Below are 16203 nucleotides of genomic sequence, written 5' to 3'. Positions count from 1 at the left end.
CATGCTAGAGCATGTAGCATGCTACTGCGAGCCGTCCTGACCTACCTGCGGAAGGATGGGCATGTGGACAGCCTGACGAAGAATCGACAGACGTCATCGACGATTCGACTGATGGTCGAGAGAGCATTCGGTGCCGCTGTCGTACCCGGCGATGATGCCGCGATACGTGAGTTCACGCACGGACTGTTCTCGGCGACCTATCGTCTCGAATTGGCGGACGCGCGCACCGTGGTGCTCAAGATTGCGCCATCGCCAGCGACTGAATTGATGACATACGAGCGCAACCTCATGACGAACGAACTCGAGGCGATGGCGCTCCTCAAGGCACATCCCCGCATTCCTGTCCCGGATGTCCTCTTCGCGGACACGACTCGAGACATCTGTGGCGCCGACTGGTTCTTCATGTCTTATGTCGCGGGCGACAACCTGGGCGAGTTGCTCGAATCTGGCGGATTGACCGCGCAGGCGGCCGCGCCGGCCTTGGCTCGGCTCGGCGAGATGAATTGCCAGATCAACACAATAGAAGGCGACCGCTTCGGTATGGTCGCCGGACCCGGGCACAAGAGTTGGAGCGCCGCGTTCAGTTCCCTGCTCAACGATGGCCTGGCCGACGCGGAACGCGCTGGCGTCAATCTCGGCAATATTGCGGACCGAGTAAGAGAAATCGCACGCAAATGCGAGCCGTTGCTTGACCAGGTGGATGTACCCAAACTCGTGGAGTGGGATCTTTGGCCGAGCAATGCGATTGTCAAGAGCGATGGGAGTCTGTGCCTGATCGACCATGAACGCGCTGTGTTCGGAGATCCGCTGATGGAAGCCGGTTTCATCGGCATCGACCTCCCCATGCTCGGGGACTGGGCTGACTTCATGCGCGGATACGGAGTGAGAGCGCTCACTCCGTACGAGCGGATCAGGCGCCGGCTCTACACGGTCTACCTGCTCGTCATCATGGTCGTCGAGCCGCGGTTCCGCGGCCCACAGGATCCGGCCCAGGCATCGTGGGCGACGAAGCGCTTGATCGAAATGGTTGAGCTTCTCGAGCGGAACTGAGCCGATCGCGGCAGGCAAACTTCGTGCGGACCGCGTTACAGAATTAGATACGGTGGTCTGTACGATAAATTGACGCCTGCGGCCCAATGCTTGCCGTGCGTTCGTCCCCGTCGGAACGTGAGACAAAGGAGTTACACATGGGAATCCTTTCGGGGTGCTCGGCGATCATCGTCGGCGCCAGCTCTGGCCTCGGCTACGGGACCGCTTTGCGCTTCGCGGAAGAGGGTGCCAATGTTCTCGTCGCCGCCCGAAGGGTCGACCGGCTGGAAGCCCTCGTCGAAGAGGCGCGGAGTCGTGCTCTCGAGGGCCGGATAGTGGCCAGGAAATGCGATGTCGAGAAGGAAGCTGACCTCGACGCCGTTGTCGCGAACGCGATCGAAGAGTTCGGTGCCGTGCACATCCTCTTTGCGAGCGCGCAGGGTGGTCTGGAGGGCGGAGCCAATCTTTCGCAGGCGACCGCAGAGGGGGCCTTGTTCAGCTACCGTTCAGGACCGCTTTACACGATGCTGCTGATGCAAAAGCTTCTGCCTTATTTCAAGGCGCAGAATTACGGCCGAATCATCACCACGGCCTCCGGTGCCGCCATCCACGCAACGCCGGGATTCGCGGTGTACGGCATGTCGAAGGCCGCGATGATGGCTCTTACGCGCACTGCCGCGTCCGAATGGGGCCGATTCGGGATCACCACGAACTGCATTTTCCCGGTCACCTGGAACGACCACTTCGGTGAGGGAACCGAGGGCACCTCAAGTGTCGAGATGATCGCCAAGGTGAGCCCGGTCGGATACATGGGGCAGCCGTACGAAAATGCGAGCCCGATCCTTGCGTTCATCGCCAGCGAGGGTGCTCACTACCTCAATGGCCAGATGATCGGCGTGGATGGAGGCATGTCGCCCCTCGCCTGACCGCAGGCGAACTCCACAACCCACTCGTGCCCGCCGATGACGCGACACCGTCATCGGCGGGTTCGCTTTGTGATGCTCGGTTCTCGGCGCTCGCGGGTGGCAGGCACAAACGGTATGCTCTACCGTAGTAGCATCTATACTCAAAGCCTGTGAAAAAGTGGCACTGTCGCCCGGTTGCTCGGCGCACGCCTCGGAATGGAGACCAGTGAGCTCGATCGGCCTCGCGAATGAACACATGTCTCCCACCAGTCAGAGAGAGGTCGTGAAACCCGCATCGCTGCGCGACCAGCTCGCGAACGGGTGGCTCCTATCGGCGGGATGCTTCGACGCTTGGTCGGCCAAATTGGCCGAGCATGTCGGGTTCTCCTCGTTGCACTTCAGCGGTGGTGCGTTCCACACCAGTCAGTTCGCTTACTCGGGCATGGTTTATACGATGCCGGAACTCGCGGCCCAAGTCGGTCGAATCACAAGCGCGGTCGATCTACCGGTCCTAGCGGACATCGATACCGGGTTCGGCGCGGTAGAGGACATCCTCCGAACGACGCGGGAACTGGAACGTGCCGGTGCAGGCGGAGTGCACATCGAGGACGTGCCCTTCCCGATCACTAGACTCGGCGATCCGAGAGTCGGGGTCGTCCCGAAAGAGGAGGCCGTGGGGCGCGTGCGCGCAGCTCTCGCAGCGCGGACGGACCCCGAGTTCCTCATCGTCGGCCGCACAGATACTGCTGTCTCTGTCGTAGATCTGATCGAACGATGCAATCTGTTCCTTGAGGCCGGAGCAGATGTCGCCTTCCCCATCCTGAGATCTGTGCTCGTCGACGACCAGCCCCTGTCGCAGCTGCCGAGGGCCGAACGCTACGAGTGGTACCGGCGGATCGTTCGGGAGATCAATGGACCGCTGGTGACAGTGGGCGGTGTCGATCGTACCTTCTCGGCACCGGAACTGCGTGACGCCGGATTCAAGTGGGTCATCCTTCCCCTTATTGCGTTCAACGCGGCCTCCGCAGCCATGACACTCGCGCTCCGCGAGGCGCTCTCGGATGGCCTGGCCGCTCGCTACTTCGAGGAACACCCAAGCCAGTACGACATGGTCGATTACCTGAAGCTTGTCGGGGCCGACCGGGTCGCCGAAAACGAACGCTTCTTCGGTGGTCGCGCATCGATCGAAGAATGACCTCGTGCCCACCATCGCCGTAGTCGGGGCCGGACCGGGCCTCGGAATCGAGATTGCCCGCGGCTTCGGTCGACGTGGCTTTCGGGTCGCCCTCATCGCGCGCAATCAGGAGCGGCTGGACGCCCTCGTTGCGACACTTCGGAACGAGGGAATCGAAGCCGCCGGATTCGAAGCAGACGTCACCGATGCCGACGCAGTGGCCGAAGCTTTCGACCGAATTCGGGCCACGTACGGTCGCGTCGACGTGCTCGAATTCTCTCCAGCCGCTCGCGATCTCGCCTCCGCAGTGGAGGCGCCCGACGTCTCGCTTGCGAACATACGCCCGCACGTCGACTTCTATGTGGGTGGCGCCATCAATTCCGTCTCGCAAGTTCTGCCCGACATGATCACGGCCGGCGCAGGGACCATCTTGATCACAACGGGCGGAGGGTCCGTCGAACCGCTGCCCTATCTGGCGAATGTGAACATTGCAGCAGCCGGTCTCCGCAACTGGGTGCTGAACCTTCACAACGTACTGTCGTCGAAAGGGGTCTACGTCGCGCATGTCGCGATTATGGCGTGGATCGGAGGAGGTCGACCGGACGCGGAGCCGTCCGTGATCGCCCAGCAATACCTCGACCTCTTTGACGAGCGCACCAGGGCCGAACTGCACTATGTCGCTATCGACGGCTGAGACCTAGATCTTCCGTCGCGGAATCAGCCGAGCCGATCTGCCCAGTTGGCGTCGAAGGTCTCCGACGTTCGGAGCGAGAGGTCGCGCAACATGATCGTCCCCGTGCGTTGGAGGTGATCACGCATGCTGGATGCGGCCCTTTCAGGGTCGCGGGCGGCGATCGCTGAAGCGATGAGGGCATGCTCCTTCACGACATCCTCAGGGCTGCGGCCGCCGAACGGATCGTCGAGACGCGGGGCCAGTACGACATCGCGCGCGCCGTCGAGCGCAAGCTTGAACTGGTGGTTTCCCACACCGACGACGAGGCGGTCGTGGAATGCCCGATCGTTCGCGAGAAAGCCTTTCTGGTCGCCGACGGCGAGCGCGGCCCCCGCCGCCACGTTGGCCTGCTGGAGTTCTGCGTGCAGCACGGCGCTCCCGAACCGTGCGACATATGATGCGGCGGGAACCTCCAGAAGCAATCGCAGCTCAAAGATGTCACGGATCTTTTGGGTGTTGAGGCCATGGATCCGCACGCCGCGATTGCGCTCGATCGTCACCATTCCTGCTTCTGCGAGCTGCAGGACCGCTTCGCGGACAGGAGTGCGCGACATGTCGAGGAGGTCAGCCAGCCGGTACACGGAGTTCAGGGACTGGTCCTCGAGTTGGCCGGAGATGATGGCGTCGCGAAGGAACACGAATGCCTGTTCCTTGAGGTTGTCCCGATCGGTCATGACCCAAACGTTACCGATCTCGGGGGAGTGTCGCATACTACTAGTAGCATGCTACAAAGCGATTTCAACGGGTGTCGATCGACAAGGATGCCAATGACTGGTCCAAACCCTCGCAAGCTCATCGCCAAACGCGTTGTCGGCCGAGAGCGAGAGCTCGAACTGGCGCTGGCAACGGTGGATTCCGGTCGTGATCTCGTGCTGGAGGGGCCGCCGGGCACCAGCAAGACAACCATGTTGAAGGCGATCAGTTCAGAGTGGGGAATACCACTTGTTCTGGTGGAGGGCAATGGCGACCTCACCCCATCCAAACTGATCGGTTACCACTCGCCGGCCCGAGTGCTCAGTGAGGGTTACACGGCTGATGGTTTCGTTCCCGGGCCATTGGTGGCCGCGATGCAGCGCGGTGGATTCCTTTACATCGAAGAGTTCAATCGAGCTCCCGAGGATCCGTTGAACGTGTTGCTGACGGCGATGGCGGATCGTGAGATCGAAGTTCCGCGTTATGGTCGCGTCGTGGCATCGGCGACCTTCCGCATAATTGCATCGATGAACCCCTTCGACAACGTCGGTACGACCAGACTTTCGACGAGCATTAGTGACCGTCTGAACCGCGTGGTTGTCGGCTATCAGGACGCAGAGGCCGAGGAGAATATCCTCCGGATGAGAACCGGCCTCGACGGGCCCCTTTCGGAGGCGATCACGGCGGACTCCGTCGCTGTGTGCCGCATGACCCGCGACCACCGAGATGTCCGTCAGGGATCCAGCGTTCGCGGTGCCATCGATCTCGCACTCATCGCATAGCGCCTGTTAGAAGGACGCGAAGTGCGTGACCGCGGGGGAGTCCGGGCGTCCGTCAGCTATCAGGGCGCTTTCGCCGACGCGATGCAAGTCGCCCTGTCTGGTCGGATCCACGTCGATGAAGCGTCGGAGAGCACTCCGGAGCAAGTGCTGCGTGAAATCTGTGAGCAGTACTTCGTGCTCGATCCTGCGGCGGCCGAGCCCGGATGAAGAGCGGTTGAGTCTGACGGGCCGCTTGCTCGGCGTTCAGAATCGATGCGCCCCCAGCATGGCCCGAGAAAGTCGAAGCAGCTTGATCAGGAGCCGCCGCTGTTCGGGGCCGGCGGTGGTGGGCAGGTGCTCATCGCTCAACATGCTGGTACCCATAGGAAGGAAGTTCCAGGGAAGTCGGTGGGGAGCGGCAAAATGCGGTTCGACCGACGAGGAGGCGAAGCTCGTTCTTGCGGATCCGTCCGCAGTCGTCGATCCCGAAGTTCGTGCTCGGGCGCGTCGGATCGCGGCGCTGCTGTCTGTTCCCCGGCCGAGGCTGCGACGAGAGCCTCGCCGTGGCGTCGGGAGGCCGGTGAGTCTTCGGTATCGCGAGGGTGCGACAGAGCTTGACCTGGACAAGACGACCGAAGTCCTGGCCGAGGAGCCTTTCGCGTTAGACGGCGACCTGGTCGTGCGAGAACGGGACCAGCCACGGCGCTCTGTAGTGCTCCTAGTGGACCTATCGGGGTCGATGAAGGGCGAGAAGGTGCGCACTGCGGCGGCCACGGTAGGCGCCGTCACCGCCGAATTCGAAAGAGATCGCGTCGCGGTAATCGCCTTCTGGTCGGACGCAGCAATGATCAGCCCGCTCGACGAGCCGACATCCACCGACCGCGTTCTAGACACACTTCTGCGCATCCCTGCGCAGGGCTTGACGAACGTGGCATTCCCGCTTCAGCTGGCCGCTCGGGAACTGAGAGGGGTGCCGACCCGTGACGCTCGCGTTATTTTGCTGTCCGACTGCGTGCACAACGCCGGCCCCCAACCCCAGCCGATAGCGGCGTCTCTACCCAGGCTGGACGTCCTTCTGGACGCCTCGGGAGAACACGACGCGGAGCTGGCCCGCGACTTGGCGAGACACGGTCGTGGTCGGGTGCGCGTGGTCAGACGGTTCGGCGATGTTGCCCCGGCGCTCTCGACCTTTTTCCAGGCGTGACCGATCTGCCTCGAGAGTCTCGACAATCGAACGTCGCGCCCCTAGTTGTTGTGCGGGATGTGCGTCTCGATTCGATCTGTAAGTGCCTGGCTGTACTGGGCGTACTCGAGATAGTGTCCAAGCTCTGCCCGAGTGTCGAGGTACACGACCTTCGGGTCGCCGGACATCTCGAACGCAACCCGCTCAGTTTCAAGAGTCTCTCGGAAGCGATCCCAATCGGCCGACGGTTCGAGCAGGTACGCCATGTGATGCAGAGCGATCCCTGAGCCGACTGCCGGCACCGCGTCTGCGTAGAACCGAGTCGGATCTGAGAGCGGCTCGATGATCTCGATCATGAGGTCACCCACATACGCGAGCGCGACCCGAAGATGCATTGTGACGTCGCCCTGCGGTACGCGAATCTGGGCGGTGGATTCTGCGACCGCGAAGTCAAATTCTCCGAATATACGACGATAGCCCGCTATCGCGTGCGCGAGATCATTCGTGACGTACGCCGCCTGGTAGGGATGAATGCCTACGAGCCCCAGCTGCTTCCGGTGGTGCACGAGCTCGGCGATTGCTTTACTTCCTGGCGAGGTCATGCGCTCTCCCTTGAGGCTTGGTCGCACTAATCGTAGTTGATACCGATGTACATTCGATAGCGCAAATCTTGCGGAATATCGACGTCAGCAAGCGGCTCTGCCTGCCACCGTGTAGTGTGGCCGTCAACAATGCAAACGGCATTCGGTACAGTATTCGACAAGGAGGTCGGGCATGGTTCGCAATCTCGCGTTCCTCGACGGGGCGTTGCAGGACAAAGTGGCGATCGTCACCGGATCGGGGCAGGGGCTTGGACGCGATATCGCAATTGCGATGACTCAAGCGGGAGCGAGGGTCGCGGTGGTCGACCTCAATGCCGCGAACGCGACGAAGGTCGCCGAGGAACTCAGCGCCCACGGTGAGCCGGGAATGGCCATCACCTGTGACGTCAGCGAGCGGGACCAGGTGAACGCGGCTGTCGCCGAAGTGGTGGAGAAGATGGGGCGGATCGATATCCTCGTGAACAACGCGCAGAACCTGCGCGTCGTTCAGAGGCTTTTCGTCGACACCGACGACGCCCTTCTTGAGGCCCACATGCGTAGCGGTCTTTACGGTACGTACTACTTCATGCAGGCGTGCTACTCCCAGCTCCTGGAACACAAGGGCGCCGTCGTCAACATCGGATCCGCTGCTGGCACCAACGGCCTGGCGCAGCATTTCGCATACGCCGCAACGAAGGAAGCGATCCGGGCGACGACACGCGTCGCCGCGCACGAGTGGGGCGCTGACGGCATCCGTGTCAACACCATCTGCCCAGCCGCATATGACACACCGTCGATGAAGATCTTCCTTGACAAGGCAGACGATGCGACAAAGGAATGGATGTTGAATCAAGTTCCGCTCCATAAGTTCGGCGGCGGGGACGAAGTAGCATCGGTGGCAGTCTTCCTCGCAAGCGACGCCGCGAGCTACATGACGGGTCACACACTGATGGTCGATGGCGGCTCATCAATGGACGCAGGTCGTTAGATCTTCTGGCGCCAAGCACACCAAGTTCGGCCGCGAGCGAAAGGCGAGTCCTGCGCTCGCGGCCTCGGTGCCAGGGGATCTTGGGCGCGAATGTCCGTTCGAGCGGGCGCCGTTGGGGCGGTACATGTGGAGGGTGCAGAGCACGGGATCGTGTACCGTATCGCGATCGCGTCTAGAATGGGAGCTTGTAGAAGGTAGGAAATCATGAGCACTCCGAGTTCAAAGCGTTCGCGCCGGTCGCGCGGCTCGATCGACGCCGAAATGATCCTTCGCGGCGCGTTCGAGCTCGCATATCGTGATGGCCTCGATGCGATGACCATGCAGGGGCTCGCTACGCAGCTCAACGTCGGCGTCACGAGCATCTATTGGTACGTCCGGAGCAAAGATGATCTTCTGCAGCGAATGCATGAGTCAGTAGGGCTCGGCTTACACAGCCGGCTTTGCAAGTATGAAGACTTCGGCACCTCAGACTGGCGCAGGTATCTTCTCGAGTTCTTCCGACAGCTTCGACGCGAGTACGCCGATGACGATGTCCTTTCGGAACTCATGCTCGGTCGCAAAGTCGACGCGGGTGATCTGGTCACGCGCGCGTCGATGCAGCGACAAGAGGGCGAGCTCGGATTCCTCGTCGACGCTGGATTCACACCACTGGCTGCATGGGAGTTGCACTCGACACTGTGGCTCTACACGAGTCAGGTCGCCTCGCTCGAGCGTACGCGACGGAGTACCGGCATTCCTCCCGAGGGCGTCGCGCAGCTGTCGATGCTGGATCAGTCTACGATGCCGCTGCTCGCTCTACTTGTGACCGAGCATGGCGTCAGCCTGGATGGCACGGGGGAAGCTTTCATCGCCGGGCTGAACCTCATCTTGGATGCAGCCGAAATGCGGCATCGTACCCTCGCCCGCCACTAGCCAGCCGATCGGTTTCTCTGACTCGGCGCATTCATGAGTCTGCGTGCTCGTTGGCTTCTCGCCCAAGTAGCATGCTACCCTCCGGCCGTGAGAGCAGTCCTGTGGTTACCACGGATACGCCCATTCAACCGTATTGTAATCACGTTCGGTATCTACTACGGTATCTACCAATCAATCGACGAGGAGGTCAGAGTGTCCGTGGCCAGCTTCCTCGCCAGCTGTGTAGCCGGGCACCTCATTGGTCGACCGAGGCACGATACGCGCCGGTCGCTGATATCCATGCATCACGCTCGCGGCGGAGCGGCCGTCGCTCTCGTCGATGCAGTTACGTGACGCGAACTACATGACGACTTCGAGCGATGCGGCTCGAGGCCTTGATTTCCACCAGCGGCTCGCGAGGGCCCCATAGGCGCACAGAGGAGTGGCCATGCGATCAGTGCAGGTGACGGGTGTCGGAGAGAACGGTTGGGCGGAGGTGCCAGAGCCGGAGATCGGTCCGCGTGACGTTCTTCTGCGGATCAGAGCGTGCGGCGTCTGCGGTTCGGACGGCATGTACTCGGACATGGGGGGCATCCCTCCGCACATCGGTGCAACGCGCCTCGGACACGAGCCGGCCGGGGAAGTTGTCGAGATCGGTGCGGAGGTCGGCAGTGGGATCGCGATTGGCGACCACGTCGTCATCGACGTCACCAAGTTCGCGGACGGCATTTGCGGCAGTGGCGGAGCGCAAGGCGGGCTCACAGAGTACGTCGTGGTCAAGGAGTTCGAAGCGGGTCGCCAGCTCCGCGTCATTCCGAAGGAGATCCCGTGGGCCGTAGCCGCGCTGAACGAACCGATGGCTGTCGCTCACCACGCCGTGAACCGCTCTGGCGCGCAAGCAGGCGATAGGGCGGTCGTATTCGGTGCGGGCCCGATCGGCCTGGGAGCGGTGCTGTCGCTCAAAGCAAAGGGTGTTGCCCACGTCGTGGTCGTCGGCCGAGGGGGCCAACGGATGCAGAAGGCGCTCGACATCGGCGCGGACGCCGTGATCGATTCGACGACTCAGGATGTCGTCGCTGGGCTGAAGGAGTTGCACGGTGAAGCCCCCGACACCCTGGGTATCAGCATGCGTGCCGGAAGCGACGTATACATCGACGCTGCGGGGTCGCCGGCGGTCATCGAGGCGGCGATGGCGGCCGCGAAGTCGCGCGCGGTGATCGTCGTCGTCGCGACTCACAAGACGCCGATTCTCATCGACTTCGCCCAAGTCCTCGTGCAGGAGATCGACCTCCGCTGGTCGGTGGCATACCCCACCGAGATCTTTGAGGTGACCGACGCCATCATTGCGAATCCCGACAAGTACGCGCAGATCATCAGCGACAGCTTCCCGTATGACCAAGCTCTCGAGGCCCTCGATCTCGCAAAGACGCCGGGCGCGGCGGTGAAGGTGCTGATAACCCTCGACTGATCACCCAACATTCTCGACCGAGCCCTCGACAGGAGATGCAATGAGCCTCAAAGACTACGTGGACCGTTATCCGACGGTGCACATCGAGCGTGACGAAACGGGGGTGCTGCTTCTGCGCCTTCACAAGGAGGGCGGACCGTTCCTGTGGGACGAGCGTACCCATCACGATCTCGGTGAACTCTTCGAATATATAAACGGCGATTACGAGAATAAGGTCGTCGTTCTAACGGGTACTGGCGATTCGTACACGTCTGCGGTCGACATCGACGACTTCATGCGCCAGGCGCAGGAGGACGGCCCGAACCTGACCATGCGATTGTTCCGCGACGGTTCCCGCCTGCTGCGGAACTTCGTGGGCCTGGAAATCCCGGTCATCTCCGCCATCAACGGGCCAGTCGTCAGCCATTCCGAGTTGCCACTCCTCGCGGACGTCGTGCTCGCTGCGGACACGACCGAGTTTTCGGATGGGACGCACTTCGTGCAGGGCATTCCACCGTCAGATGGCATGCAGATCGTCTGGTCGCAGCTTATCGGCATCAACCGGGCACGCTACTTTCTGATGGCAGGACAGACGATCACCGTCGCACAAGCGCTGGAATGGGGGGCTGTCAACGAGGTGCTGCCTCTCCCGGATCTTCTCCCGCGCGCCATGGAAATCGCGCACCAGTGGACGAAGTTCCCGCTGTGGTCACTGATGAACACACGGGCAGTGATGAACCAGCCGTGGCGTCGCGCGATGGCGGAAGATCTGCACGCGGGGCTGGCCTACGAGCATATGGCCACCATCGCAACGATGAGCAAGAACTAAAAGAGAGGAGCGTGAGCGCGTGAGCAGAACGTACGCCGTGACCGGGGTGGGCTCCGGCATCGGACAGGCAACAAAAGAGGTATTGGAGAACGCCGGCAATCGGGTGATCGGCATCGCCCGAAACGGCGCAGACGTCAATGTGGATCTCAGCGATCCGGGCCAGCGCGCGACCGTCGCTGATGCAGTCGCTGAGTTGTCCGGTGGCACACTCGACGGGATCATCGCAGTAGCGGGCACCACGGAGATGACAACGCAGGCTCTGCAAGTCAACTTCTACGGCGTGCGCGACCTGCTTGTCGGGCTGCGCCCCCAACTCCTGACGTCGAGCGCGCCTCGTGCGGCGGTCGTGACGTCGATCTCGGTTGTCCATCCCAACCACCCGGAGCTCACCCGGTTGCTGCTCGAAGGTGAGGACGCTGCGGCTTTGGCGTTGGGAGAGGACCTCGTCGCGAACAACGGGGGAGGCTACATGTACACCTCGAGCAAGCGGGCAGTCGCCGAATGGGTCCGCGTGGCGGCGCTCTCATCTGATTGGGCGGGGGAAGGAATCCCCCTCAACTCGGTTGCCCCCGGGACGTTCATCACGAAGATGGTCGCGCCCCACCTTGCAACGCCCGAGGGGCGAGCCATGGTCTCGAAGTCGACGCCCATGCCGCTCAACGGCCCTGGCGAGCCACAGGTGGTAGCGCGCCTCCTTGCGTGGCTCACGAGCGAGGAGAACACGCACGTCACCGGGCAGAGCATCTTCGTCGACGGCGGCGCAGAGGCCACACTTCGTGGGCCTCACGTTTTCGAGGGTGCGGTCCTCGACTTCAGCTGAGCGCTGCGCACCCGAACACACAGATTGTCACTACACACCGATCCACAGTGACCGCATCGATGCGGTCCCGAGAAATAGGAGTTGAAATGACCGGCAGAGTCGAAGGAAAGGTCGCTCTCATCACGGGCGCCGGACGGGGGCAGGGCAGGAGCCACGCCGTGCGACTGGCAGAAGAGGGAGCGGACATCATCGCCGTCGATATCCTTGAGGATATTTCGACGGCCGCCTACGAGATGAGTTCGCAGGCCGACATGGACGAGACCGTCAGGCTTGTCGAGGCACTCGATCGTCGTATCGTGCCCGTCAAGGCCGACGTGCGGGAACCCAGCCAGATGCGTGAAGCGGTCGCGAAGGGTATCGCGGAGTTCGGACACATCGACATCATCTCGGCGAACGCGGGGATCCTCTCCTTCGACCAGGAGGACTTTCAGGCGTTCACCGATGTGTTCGGCGTCGATTTCCTCGGGGTCGTCAATACCGTCGATGCGGTCGCGCCTCACCTCACAGAGGGCGCATCGATCGTCATCACCTCGTCGACCGCGGCGCTCATGGAGAACACAGTTGAGAAGATCGGTCCCGGAGGCATGGCATATTCGTCGGCCAAGCGCGCGGCCGCTCGTTACGCGCACGACATCGCACGCGTCTTCGCGAGTCGGCGCATCCGCGTCAACGTGATCCACCCGTTCAACACCAACACCCGCCTTATTCAGAACGATCACATCTATCGCCTGTTCCGTCCGGACCTGGAGAACCCGACTCCCGAGGACGCGATCCCCGCCTTCGAAGCCACTTCGCCGATGGGCGTGCCATGGATGGAGCCGGTCGACATCTCCAACGCTGTTCTGTTCTTCGCATCCGAGGAGTCCCGCTACGTCACCGGCATGCAACTGCGTGTCGACACCGGCCAGATGCTTCATCTCGTCGAGGCGGGCATCCCGGGCTGAGCCAACACTAACGGGAAGGACTGAGACCGTGATCGAAGTCAAAGGCCGCGCTGCGGTCGTCGTCGGGTCGGCGGGAGGCATCGGGCTGGCTATTGCTGAGGCCCTTGCCGAAGCCGGCGTCCGCGGCCTGCTCCTGGCCGACCTTCAACTCGAGCTGGCCCAGGCGAACGCCGAGCGGCTGTCGCAAAGCACCGGTGCGGACGTCCGCGCCATTAAGGTCGATGTGACAGACCAGTCCTCGGTCGAGGCGGTTGCGGAAGCCGCCGTCCGTGCTTTTGGCGGGCTGCATATCGCCGTGAGCAGCGCGGGTGTCGCCCCGAACGGTCAGACGACCTGGGAAGCATCGCTCGATGAATGGGACCGGGTGCTCAGAGTGCAGCTGTGGGGGCCGATCCATGGCGTGCGTGCCTTCATCCCGCGGATCATCTCGACTGGTGAAGGCGGGCACCTCGTGAATGTCGGTTCCATGGCCTCAGTGCTGCCGCTGGCAGGCGTCGGCCCATATGGGGCGGCAAAGCATGGCGTACTTGCGCTCGGGGACACACTCGCCGCCGAACTGGCCGCGCTAACGCCTTCGATCGGGGTCAGCACTGTCTTCCCTGGCATGATCCGCACGCCGATGAACCCGATCGGCACTGTTGAGCCATCGACAGTGGCGGCGAATGTGCTCGATGCGATCCAACGGGACCGTCGCTACGTCTACAGCGACGATCACTACGTCAATGAAGTCAGGTCGCGCCTCCTGGCGCTGATCAACGCCCGCGACGAGGTGTTGACACCGTCGTAACCGGCCCGTATGCAACCCCTACCACCCAACACACCAAGAACGGACAATGCATATGAACGACACCCAGCAGATCGAGACGACAACGCTGCCCGAAGCCATCCGGGGTTTTCTCGCCGACTCGGCCGGCGACGCGAGGCCGAGTACGATCACCTTCTTCGCCGACAACGCGAGGGTCGACGACCAGGGGGAGACATTCACCGGAGTCGCCGAAGTTGAAGCATGGTTGAAGAGGACGACGGGCATGTTCGTCTACACGCTGCAGATCACGTCGGCGTCCAATCGCGGCGACGGTGTGTATGCCGTCCTCAACCACCTGGAAAGCGATGCCTTCCCGGGCGGGGAGGCCAATCCTACGTTCGTCTTCACGGTCACCGACGATAAGATCTCGCATCTCACGTTCGAGTAGCCACGGCAACGCAGTTGGCCGCCACGCCTGACGGGTGTGGCGGCCGACTGCGTTTCAAGGGGTTGCAGCGATTCGCGCGCCCCGCCTGACTACTCAGTTCCGTCATCGATTCATCTTCCGTTCGCGATACCGTATGGCGTACCATTAGCCAGCGACGACGATGACGCCGCCACTTCCCGACGGGAAGTACCGCGCACACAAAGGAGTGTTCTGTGCTCAATCCCTATCTCACGCAGCCTTCGGGGCGGCGAGTAGCAACGCTAATCGGGGTCTACGCGACCTTCTTCTTCGTTATCGGCGACGCGATCGGGTTCTCGGTCCTGCTTCCCGTAGCCCTCAACGAGCTCGGCGGCATGCAGCTCTATGCTCTCGCGACCTCCATCGGAGGTATCGCGGCCGTCGTGGCCATGCCATTGCTGGGCTTCCTCGCGGCGCGATTTCCGCACGCGCGACCCATGATGCTCGGCGTTTCGCTGTTGATCGTCGTTGCCACCATTGCACTCCGCGGCCTCGCCTGGGACGCAGAAGCACTCGTGGCTTCGACTGTCTTGCTCTCGATCGGCACAAGCGCAAGCTACACAATCGGCCTGCCCCTGATCAGAGACATGTTCCCTGTGCATCGTGCCGGCACGCTCCTGGGGGCGGTGAGTAGCGTCTCGTCAATCGGAGTCATCGCGGGCCCGATCATCATCGGGATCATCATCCAGTCGGCTGGTTGGCGCGGGGTGAGCATCTTCAGCGGGGCAGGGCTGCTCGTGGCCGCGCTGCTGGTCATGTTCGGCGCGCGCCCGTCAAAGAAGGAGTGTGCTCCCTTCGCCGTCCGCGTAGGGTCGTTCGACTGGTTGGGCGCGATCCTTCTGACCGCCTTCATCACATTCCTGGTGCTGCCTCTGGCGCTCGGGACCTCTGCGATCCCCTACGGATCGCCACTAAACACGCTCTACTTCGCCGTTTCCGCTGTTGCGTTGATCGGCTTCAGCATTGTGACGGCGCGTCGTAAGGCGGCGGCGTTCATCCCCACGACCGTGCTCAAGAACCGGAATTCCCTCGCGCTGATGTTCGAGGTGTTCTTTGCTGCCGGATCGTTGCTCGTTGCCGAATCCTTCATTCCGGTCTACATCCTGAATGGGCTCCACGGAACCGCGGTCGAGGCTGGCATCGCAGCAGCGCTGTTTGGAATCCCTGCGATCTTCCTCGGCCCGCTTGTCGGTCGTTGGATCGCCAACACGGGCACTGTCAGGGGCGTGATTTGGTCATCGACCGCATTCAAGCTCATCGCGATGATCGGTCTCGGAACATGGATGCTCGTCGCCCCCGAGACAGTCAACATCTGGGTCGTCTACGCCGCTTGCTTCCTGGCTGGCATCTACAACGTCGGCCAGCAGGGAACGGTGATGGCTGCGCCTCAGATCATGGTGCCGGGGGCCCTTCGGCCGCAAGCCACAGGCGCAATCTCTACCCAGATCGTCTTCGGTCCAATCGCCGCCGCTGCCGTCTTCGGGAGCGTCATCGTCAGCAAAGGGCCGACCCTCGGCGTCGCCCTCGCTCTGCTGACAGCATCGATCATGGCAGCGTTGGGTCTCATTCCGCCGTTCTTCATGCGGCGCCTTCGGGGGGCCGAGGCCGAGGAGACTCTGGGCGCCGCAGAGGTGGCGACCGAAGAGGCGGGGCCGGCCATCGTGCTGCCCAGCTAACTCCCTTGAGGTGCAGTCGCGGCGGAAGAGCACGCGAGGGGTTGCTCCCTTGGGCTTCCGCCGCGACGACCGCGGTTCTGTCGCTCGCACTTGTCCTAATCGCGCTGATCCGCGATGGTGCCGTGCCCGCGGGCTCTTCCAGCGGCCGACCACTCAGCGTGACGGCGTCCGGCGAAGATTCATATCGAATTAACTACGGTACGTGATACGATAAAGGTACGAACGAGCCAAGTACGTCGTCAAGGGAGCCGGCAAGCAGCCAAGGGTGGACATGCCTGCAGCGGCGCAGCTTACGACGACTCATTCACGGATGTGCCACCCCTACGACAGTCGTGACG

At 62.3% G+C, this 16203-nt stretch carries 18 protein-coding genes; 16 read left to right on the top strand and 2 right to left on the bottom strand.

The genetic code is table 11. The features are described 5' to 3' along the window. The first annotated feature begins 63 nt into the window (after positions 1-63). From ABCS02_RS17420 to ABCS02_RS17405, 4 genes are all read left to right on the top strand, one after another. Complete coding sequence (locus ABCS02_RS17420) at positions 64-1050, top strand: aminoglycoside phosphotransferase family protein (protein WP_345836929.1); 987 nt, start codon at positions 64-66, stop codon at positions 1048-1050. A gap of 137 nt (positions 1051-1187) precedes the next feature. Continuing rightward, positions 1188-1955: an SDR family oxidoreductase gene (locus ABCS02_RS17415; RefSeq protein WP_345836928.1), complete on the top strand. Its 768-nt coding sequence runs from the start codon at positions 1188-1190 to the stop codon at positions 1953-1955. A 235-nt stretch (positions 1956-2190) separates the two neighbouring features. Then, positions 2191-3129 (top strand): isocitrate lyase/phosphoenolpyruvate mutase family protein, encoded by a 939-nt coding sequence (locus ABCS02_RS17410; protein WP_345836927.1) that lies wholly within the window; start codon positions 2191-2193, stop codon positions 3127-3129. Between the two features lie 4 nt (positions 3130-3133). Then, entirely contained in the window at positions 3134-3802 is a 669-nt protein-coding gene (locus tag ABCS02_RS17405; protein WP_345836926.1) for an SDR family NAD(P)-dependent oxidoreductase, read from the top strand. 23 nt (positions 3803-3825) lie between these two features. Here ABCS02_RS17405 and ABCS02_RS17400 read toward each other — a convergent pair whose 3' ends face one another. Next, the gene (locus tag ABCS02_RS17400; protein WP_345836925.1) at positions 3826-4515 is read right to left on the bottom strand and encodes a GntR family transcriptional regulator; all 690 of its coding nucleotides are present in this window, start codon (positions 4513-4515) and stop codon (positions 3826-3828) included. Positions 4516-4608: 93 nt separating this feature from the next. Between ABCS02_RS17400 and ABCS02_RS17395 the strand changes: the two genes are divergently transcribed. The 3 genes from ABCS02_RS17395 (at position 4609) to ABCS02_RS17385 (ending at position 6499) form a co-directional block, all read left to right on the top strand. Continuing rightward, a complete protein-coding gene (locus tag ABCS02_RS17395; protein ID WP_345836924.1) occupies positions 4609-5316 on the top strand; it encodes a MoxR family ATPase in 708 nt (235 codons plus the stop codon). A gap of 21 nt (positions 5317-5337) precedes the next feature. Next, entirely contained in the window at positions 5338-5523 is a 186-nt protein-coding gene (locus tag ABCS02_RS17390; RefSeq protein WP_345836923.1) for a hypothetical protein, read from the top strand. A 142-nt stretch (positions 5524-5665) separates the two neighbouring features. Further along, on the top strand, positions 5666-6499 hold the full coding sequence (locus tag ABCS02_RS17385; RefSeq protein ID WP_345836922.1) for a vWA domain-containing protein: 834 nt from the start codon (positions 5666-5668) through the stop codon (positions 6497-6499). A gap of 41 nt (positions 6500-6540) precedes the next feature. Here ABCS02_RS17385 and ABCS02_RS17380 read toward each other — a convergent pair whose 3' ends face one another. Further along, entirely contained in the window at positions 6541-7080 is a 540-nt protein-coding gene (locus tag ABCS02_RS17380) for a VOC family protein (protein WP_345836921.1), read from the bottom strand. 172 nt (positions 7081-7252) lie between these two features. Here ABCS02_RS17380 and ABCS02_RS17375 point away from each other — a divergent pair, with 172 nt between their 5' ends. From ABCS02_RS17375 to ABCS02_RS17335, 9 genes are all read left to right on the top strand, one after another. Beyond that, positions 7253-8047: an SDR family oxidoreductase gene (locus tag ABCS02_RS17375; protein ID WP_345836920.1), complete on the top strand. Its 795-nt coding sequence runs from the start codon at positions 7253-7255 to the stop codon at positions 8045-8047. A 204-nt stretch (positions 8048-8251) separates the two neighbouring features. Then, positions 8252-8959, top strand: a complete 708-nt coding sequence (locus ABCS02_RS17370; RefSeq protein WP_345836919.1) for a TetR family transcriptional regulator — start codon at positions 8252-8254, stop codon at positions 8957-8959. Between the two features lie 427 nt (positions 8960-9386). Continuing rightward, entirely contained in the window at positions 9387-10406 is a 1020-nt protein-coding gene (locus ABCS02_RS17365; RefSeq protein ID WP_345836918.1) for a zinc-binding dehydrogenase, read from the top strand. Positions 10407-10446: 40 nt separating this feature from the next. Further along, a complete protein-coding gene (locus tag ABCS02_RS17360) occupies positions 10447-11214 on the top strand; it encodes an enoyl-CoA hydratase/isomerase family protein (protein ID WP_345836917.1) in 768 nt (255 codons plus the stop codon). Between the two features lie 19 nt (positions 11215-11233). Next, positions 11234-12034 carry an SDR family oxidoreductase gene (locus ABCS02_RS17355; RefSeq protein WP_345836916.1) on the top strand — a complete coding sequence of 267 codons (801 nt, stop codon included), beginning with the start codon at positions 11234-11236 and terminating at the stop codon, positions 12032-12034. 86 nt (positions 12035-12120) lie between these two features. Further along, a complete protein-coding gene (locus ABCS02_RS17350) occupies positions 12121-12978 on the top strand; it encodes a mycofactocin-coupled SDR family oxidoreductase (RefSeq protein ID WP_345836915.1) in 858 nt (285 codons plus the stop codon). Between the two features lie 28 nt (positions 12979-13006). Then, the gene (locus tag ABCS02_RS17345) at positions 13007-13765 is read left to right on the top strand and encodes an SDR family NAD(P)-dependent oxidoreductase (protein WP_345836914.1); all 759 of its coding nucleotides are present in this window, start codon (positions 13007-13009) and stop codon (positions 13763-13765) included. 52 nt (positions 13766-13817) lie between these two features. After that, positions 13818-14171, top strand: coding sequence for a hypothetical protein (locus ABCS02_RS17340; protein WP_345836913.1), 354 nt, complete (start codon positions 13818-13820; stop codon positions 14169-14171). Positions 14172-14383: 212 nt separating this feature from the next. Further along, positions 14384-15865 carry an MFS transporter gene (locus ABCS02_RS17335; protein WP_345836912.1) on the top strand — a complete coding sequence of 494 codons (1482 nt, stop codon included), beginning with the start codon at positions 14384-14386 and terminating at the stop codon, positions 15863-15865. The last annotated feature ends 338 nt before the right edge of the window (positions 15866-16203 follow it).

The organism is Microbacterium sp. X-17 (assembly GCF_039615055.1).
This window is presented reverse-complemented; position numbering and strand designations above follow the sequence as displayed.